Below are 253 nucleotides of genomic sequence, written 5' to 3' on the forward strand. Positions count from 1 at the left end.
CTTTGCGGGTGCAAAGCCGGCGGCCTGAAAAAACAGGCGTTGTGCCGGCGGTGATTGTCGGAATCGGCTACCCGACAGATCAGCCGTTTTCAGCCGAACGGCACAGTGATTTTACGATGCCGCTATCTGAATCAGAACTGCCGGTGCATCCGCGCGGCGCGGCATGGCCCGAACAGGGAGGGGCGGAAGCGTTTCTGGAGTTTATAGAAGAAGAAGTAAAGCCCGCGATGGAGCGGGATTATCCGATCGACAG

At 58.1% G+C, this 253-nt stretch carries 1 pseudogene; it reads left to right on the forward strand.

The window, feature by feature from the left end:
• Positions 1-253 (forward strand): annotated as a pseudogene (locus SB660_RS22235) (alpha/beta hydrolase); the annotation flags it as partial.

Source organism: Bacillus sp. SIMBA_005 (assembly GCF_046535585.1).
In the GTDB taxonomy this organism is placed as follows: domain Bacteria; phylum Bacillota; class Bacilli; order Bacillales; family Bacillaceae; genus Bacillus; species Bacillus pumilus.